Below are 6,780 nucleotides of genomic sequence, written 5' to 3' on the forward strand. Positions count from 1 at the left end.
CGAAGAAAATGATATCTTATCGCTATTATAAATCCGGAGATGAAAAACAAATTGTCGAGCTTTGGAATGAAAGCTTACGTAAGGATCCAATTACACAAATAAGATTTCGTAACCTCGTATTACTTGATGCAAACTTTGACCCAAAAGGAATGAGAGTTGCCTTTGATGAAGACAAGTTGATTGGTTGCGTATATGCTGTTAGAAGACTATTACCAATGTTTGGAACTGATCTAGAACCTGAAAATGGCTGGATACCTTTCTTTTTTGTGCATTCTAATTACCGCAATTCGGGTGTTGGGGAACGATTGATAAACGATGCAATTGAATTTCTAGCGGTTGAAGGAAGAAAAAATGTTTTCTTTTCTTCTTATGCCCCAAATTATATTTTACCTGGTATTGACGAAGCAGCTTATCCAGAAGGTTATAAGTTTCTTTTAAACCAAGGATTTGTAAGACAATACTCACCAGTTGCGATGGATCGTAGTTTAGTAGGCTTTTCACCAGCGGAAGATGTAATGGAGCTTAAAAAACAACGTGAACAAGAAGGATATTCCTTTACAATTGCCGAAGATAAAGATTTATATGAAGTGATTCAATTTGCTAATTTGAAATTCAATCCTGACTGGGGTCGTGCAATTCGAGAAGGAATTTTACAAGGTCTACCACTTCAACGGATTTTAGTCATTCGGGAAAGTGAGAAATTGGTAGGCTTCTGTATCTATGGGGGATATGAAGGAGTACCAGACCGCTTTGGACCATTCGGAGTTGACCCTGATCAGCAAGGAAAGGGCCTAGGAAAAATACTATTCCATCTATGTCTTAAAAATATGCGCGCTGAAGGCTTACATGGAGCATGGTTCTTGTGGACAAGTGAAACAAGCTCAGCTGGGTATCTCTATAAAAAAACTGGCTTTGAGGTTACACGCAAATTCCACGTAATGAAAAAATCAATCTAACATATTTGCAGATCTATGTTTTACAATGATAATTTGGCGATTTGAACATGTCATAAAAATATTAAAGAGAGTTGATGTCCATGTCATTCATGACTGGAGGACTTGTAATGCTTTCAGAGATGCATTCACAGCTTCCTCCCTCAGAAAAAAAGATTGCTTTATATATTTTAGAAAACCCACAGGAAACGATATCGTTGACTGCGAATGAGCTTGGCAAAAGAAGCTCAACTAGTAGTGCAGCGGTTATCCGGTTGTGCAAATCACTTGATTTAAAAGGATTTCAGGACCTTAAGCTTCGGATAGCTGGTGATTTGCAAAAAACGAGAGAACAGGGTTTCAGAGATATTGAGCCGAATGAATCAGCAATATCAATTATTGAGAAAATGACAAATAATAGCATCCAAACGATTCAGGAAACAGCTGAATTATTGAGTACTGAAGAGCTGGAAAGAGCTGTAAAGGTTTTAAGAGATGCTGGAACCATTCACTTCTTTGGTGTTGGAGCATCTAGTATCATTGCACAAGATGCCCAACAAAAGTTTTTGCGGATTGATAAGAAGGCAACTGCATTTCCTGATTTGCATATGGCAGCTACACTCGTGGCAAATGCTAAGGAAAATGATGTCGTTGTTGGAATATCTTTTTCAGGGAATACCTTTGAAGTTGCAAAAATTTTGGAGCTTGCCAATAAAAAAGGTGCACATACGATCAGTCTTACGAAATATGGATCTTCATTAGTAACTGAGCAAGCTGACATAAGATTATATACATCTGCAACAAGAGAACCAACCTTCCGAAGCGGTGCAACTTCTTCACGAATCGCCCAGCTTCACGTCATTGACATTTTATTTATGTGTGTCGCCTCTCAGGAATATGAAGAAACCGTAAGACATCTTGATGAAACAAGGGAAATGATCGATATTCTAAGGGACAATATAAAAAATAAGCAAAAGTAAATGAGCCGTATAGAAAGTAATAGGTTCGGATTATAAATAGAAATAGAAAAGGGTAAACCAATTAGTGGAGTAGTTGGTTTACCCTCTTTTTATTGATTTCATTATTGTTTATTATTACCGATTATAAGTTTTTTTGTTTGGTGATCAGGTTAAGTACTAGAGCTGATAAATAGAGGAAAAAATTCCTTCTATTTGGAATTTGTTAATAAAAATGTATTAAATAGGCGGAGAAATTCCTCCTATTTAGTCTAAAAATGCTAAAATGGGCGTTTTTGAATCGTATAAGGGGAAAAACTTCCCTTATATGCCTCAAAACGGGGTCTGCTCTACATTTAGCAGGAAAATCTCCGCTTATTTTGACTTGCTCGTGACTCGATTTTTTGTGGCTCCTTACTTTTTTGCATAATATGCCTTTAAGCGAAAAAATAAAAGGATGCCTACTAATAGTATGCCTGTCTCTAATCCAAGTTTGCCGTTCTTCGCTAAATTATAAAAAATCAAGAAAAGCAGTGAAACTATAAAATACAAGCATGTAAATCTTGAAGCTTTCTCTCTCTATAAAATATCATTATATTTTTTAATTCCACTTTTAACTGCTCTGACTTCAATGACTGTGAATTCCGTTATGCAAAAACTATTCAATATATCGCCAAAAAAATCATGGGTTTTTAAGGGTTAAAAAGCATTATTTTCAAAGAGAAATAAAGAAATTTATATGCTATATTTAATTGGAAAATCAGTGGAAGGAGAATTGTGTTAAAGTATTTTTTAACTTAGTTAGCCCATCTCACCTTGGAAAGGAACAACTAGAATGAAAAAGAAACGTACTACTCTATTATTATTTATATTATCAATTTTTACTTTTACTTCTCTTGTTTTCCATGATAATAAGCCTAAATACGCAGCGGAGTTAAAAAATAACGAAAAAAATTATAAACAACATGTAGAAATTACACCTCAAGAAATTAAAAATTTGAGGACGGAGACATCGAAAACCTTTAAAAATAATGATGGTACTCTTACAACCAAAATTGCACAGGGCCCAATACACTTTAAAACAGATGATGAAAAATGGCAGCCAATTGAAAATGAATTAATTAAAAATTCTAAGGAGGGAGTTTACCAAAATAAAGCCAATACCTTTAAGGTTAAATTTAATGAAGTACAAGACCCTAACGAGCCTATCGTTCAGGTCGGTGATAATCAGCATAATGCTCATTTCCAGTTAGAACCACTAAAGGATGAGGAACCAATGGAGGTTAAAGGAATTATTGAAGGGGAGTCCATTACTTACCCTGAAGTATACCCAAATATTGATCTTAAATATACAGTTGGTTCGGATCGTATAAAAGAAGATATTATTTACAATGATAAGCCAAACCAAGGTTTCCCAGATGATTTTACTTATAAAATGAATTTAGACGGCTTAATTGTGAAGAATGAAGCTGGCATTTTATACCTCATTGATAATAAAACAAACGAACCTATATATTATTTCGAAACACCATTTATGTACGATGCGTATAAGCCGGAGGGATTTAAAACAGTCGTAAAATCAATACCAGAGGAGGCAATCTCCTATGATATTAAACTCTCCTATGAAATTTCAGATAACAACTTATACCTTCATTTGACTCCCAATAAGAAGTGGTTAGAGGATTCGTCACGTGTATATCCAATTACTATTGATCCAACCATTGTTAAAATCCAATCATCAGAGTATGTAGAGGATACAAATTTACGTAGTGGATTTCCTACCCAGACAGGAGGTAACGACCTAGAAATAGGTGGAGGAACTTCAAATGGAAATACGATTCGTTCATTATTAAAATTTGACTTATCATCAATACCACAAGGTTCTACCATTCAATCATCAAGTTTAAACTTATGGTTTTCATCAACCAACGGTAGTACGCCTATCGATATTAGTTTATTCAAAGTTTCAAAGGAATGGTATGAAAATGAAGCTTCATGGAATTATGCCAAAATATCTCCGTCTACAGCGTGGATTAATAAAGGTGGGGACTATGTAGTAAGTAATAACTTAGCTAAGGTTAGTAGTATTACCATACCTACAACACTTGAAAGCTCAAAAAAGACTTGGAATGTACCCGTTCATATTATCCAAAATTGGCGCAAAGACATAACAACTAACTACGGATTTATTATTAAAAGTGATACAGAGGGCATAAACTCCTATAAAAAGTTTATCTCTAGTGAATATGTAATTGAAGATAAATTCAAACCATTACTGGAGGTAACATATACTCTACCCTTAATTCAGCAAACTGAAGGACCATCTGGAAATACAAATGTTTATGATGATATTAAAGGTAGTGTGGATTTGTCTTGGGATTCTGTACCAGGTGCGAAAGGTTATAAAGTTTGGATATTCAACGGAATGGAATATGAACCTTTTGATGTAGGAAACATTACAACGTGGTCAACTGCTGAAAAAGGGATATGGCCTACTGATAATGAAATAAGTTCCGGTATATACAAATTACATCATGATGGTTTGGGTGTTGAACTTGATACTGACCCTTCCAAAGTTTACAAAAATGCTGGTTTAACTTATGCGACTAGAACTAATTACTTTTTTCGGCTAACAGCTTATAATGATAATGAAGAGACTATTTTGTCGCCTGCATTTACTCCAACACTGTTTCCGATAATTGAAAAAGAAGTACCGATTCCGATGGATATAATAACTGAAGATGGCATGGTATATGATAAAGAAGAAATAGATGTGGAAACCGATGGTGAGAAGGTTCTTTACGATCTTAACGATGACATAAATAATATTAAAGAGAGTATTGAAGATTTAGGAAGTATTCCTTCTACCAGTAATATCTATCAGGAATTAAAAAATATAAATTTTGAAGAAATGGCTGAAGAAGAGCTAAATGAGATAAATAATCAGATAGAGTTTGAAAGTGAAACTAATATTGACCAAGTAGTAGAGACTTCATCTTTAACTTCTGAGGAAACACAAGATATAGAAGTGCCTGAACAAGAGTGGGACTATGAACAAGAATATCTTCCTGAACAGGTAGTAAATGTTAGTTTGAAATTAAATATTTCAAATCCAGAAAATGAGTCGACAGAAGATGTAACTAATTTTGTTAAAAGTGCACAACAAAATCCAAATGACGTTAAATATGCAATTGCAGCAGCTCCAAAGCTAGGATATTACCTTACAAAAGAGGTAACCCGTGTTTTGAATGCTGGAAGCAAAAAATATAAACCAACGATAGAACATGTTAGTACTGTTACAAAAACTGGAGGAAACCTTAGACCTAAATACTTTACAACAAAAATATATCTATTAGCAGCTGATAGTATTAATGGAAATTACAATACAATTTCAAGTAAAACCAAGTATAATGTAAAAGAATTTCAAGATGTGAGTATTAGTGCGACTATAAGTTCAACAAAGTATTGGATTGGAAGATCTACCGTTACAGGGCATTACAAGGGTGGACTATCATCGAGTAAAACAAGTAATTCAGATAAGTATTTATTAAATAAAAAAGGAATTCTGTATCCATATTACTATGATAAAAGGATGGGGAAATCAATGCCAAAACCTGCATATACTACCTATAAAACCATTCCTAAAGAAGACAGGGTTACTTGGACTACATCTAAACGTAATAAATATTTGGATTGGTATAAAGATCAATACGGCTGGATTTTTGCAAGCTTGTATGAAGTTCATCATATTAGACCAAGAAGTCGTGGTGGGAAAAACGACTATTCTAATCTAATTCCTTTGCCAACTAGCTTTCATAGAAAACAAGTTACTCCCTGGTGGAGTAACTATTAAAAGGAGAGACGGATTTCAATTGAGTATTATTAAATTAACATTGAGCGCCTTACAAGATAGACTTAAAGAAGATAGATTTTATATTCAAAATACACTAGGATACACTAGTAGAGTAGCTTTTAAATTAAATAAAGGTATAAAAGAGGCAACATTATTAAATTTAGCAAAGAATATGGACATAAATCTCCCTGTTGATTATAAGGAATTTCTTATAGAACACAATGGTGCTGAACTATTTATAGATCAAAAGGCAGGAACAAGATTTCGGTTGTTATCTATAAATGAAATAGAGGAGTATAAAGAGATGATGGACTATCCAGAAGGGTGGTTTCCAATTGCAATTGGTTTTGAAGGTAGTATTCTTATAATTAATTCCAATAATTTTGCTCAAAATAAGAGGGCTAATGATTACATTTATTGGCTAGAAACAGGAGAGTCATTTGAAGAATGTACTTCATTAAATATGAATTTTGAAATGTGGCTAGATTTCTTTATAGTTTCACAGGGGAGTAAGTTTTGGGAATGGTCAATATATAATAGTGAAAAATATTATACAGCAAATGATTTAATTTAAAAATAATTATTCGTTAGTTGTTCACTCTAATTAAACAATGAATTAAAAAGGTAGGTATTATTATGAGAATTCTGTTACAAGGCTTAGGTGTATCGCTTCTCATACATTCCGTTTGTCTATTAGTCTTTATAATAATTAATTATGTTTTAACTATGCTTTACAATCCAAGTTTGTCTACTAATTATGAAAAAGTAGATATACTTCAAAATAAAGTCTCATTTACATTTTTGGGAGAATTTACAGGTGTTCCTTGGTATTTATATTTCACCTTTATAAGTGTTGCATTGGTATATATATGTCTAAAACGCTTCTCAAAAAAATAATTAAAGGAATAAAATTTAGGTCATAGGTGTGTATTTTTTCCGACATGATTACATCTTTAGTTTAATTAGTAAGGAGCCATTTTTGTAGCTCCTTACTTTTTTGCATAATATGCCTTTAAGCGAAAAAATAAAAGGATGCCTA

Annotated in this window: 4 protein-coding genes; all 4 read left to right on the top strand. The window is 33.4% G+C overall.

The features are described from left to right. The first annotated feature begins 8 nt into the window (after positions 1–8). The 4 genes from MJG50_RS11520 to MJG50_RS11535 all read left to right on the top strand — a co-directional run bounded on the left by MJG50_RS11520 (position 9) and on the right by MJG50_RS11535 (position 6,315). Complete coding sequence (locus tag MJG50_RS11520; RefSeq protein ID WP_240255878.1) at positions 9–956, top strand: GNAT family N-acetyltransferase; 948 nt, start codon at positions 9–11, stop codon at positions 954–956. Positions 957–1,063: 107 nt separating this feature from the next. After that, positions 1,064–1,912 carry a MurR/RpiR family transcriptional regulator gene (locus tag MJG50_RS11525; protein WP_240255879.1) on the top strand — a complete coding sequence of 283 codons (849 nt, stop codon included), beginning with the start codon at positions 1,064–1,066 and terminating at the stop codon, positions 1,910–1,912. Positions 1,913–2,723: 811 nt separating this feature from the next. Further along, the gene (locus tag MJG50_RS11530) at positions 2,724–5,741 is read left to right on the top strand and encodes a DNRLRE domain-containing protein (RefSeq protein ID WP_240255880.1); all 3,018 of its coding nucleotides are present in this window, start codon (positions 2,724–2,726) and stop codon (positions 5,739–5,741) included. A gap of 19 nt (positions 5,742–5,760) precedes the next feature. Continuing rightward, a complete protein-coding gene (locus tag MJG50_RS11535) occupies positions 5,761–6,315 on the top strand; it encodes an SMI1/KNR4 family protein (RefSeq protein WP_240255881.1) in 555 nt (184 codons plus the stop codon). Positions 6,316–6,780 lie beyond the last annotated feature (465 nt).

It is taken from the genome of Fredinandcohnia quinoae (assembly GCF_022427965.1).
GTDB lineage: Bacteria > Bacillota > Bacilli > Bacillales > Bacillaceae_L > Ferdinandcohnia > Ferdinandcohnia quinoae.

Coding starts and splice junctions, on each gene's coding strand:
- MJG50_RS11520 (WP_240255878.1), top strand. CDS start 9: ATGATATCTTATCGCTATTATAAATCCGGAGATGAAAAACAAATTGTC.
- MJG50_RS11525 (WP_240255879.1), top strand. CDS start 1,064: ATGCTTTCAGAGATGCATTCACAGCTTCCTCCCTCAGAAAAAAAGATT.
- MJG50_RS11530 (WP_240255880.1), top strand. CDS start 2,724: ATGAAAAAGAAACGTACTACTCTATTATTATTTATATTATCAATTTTT.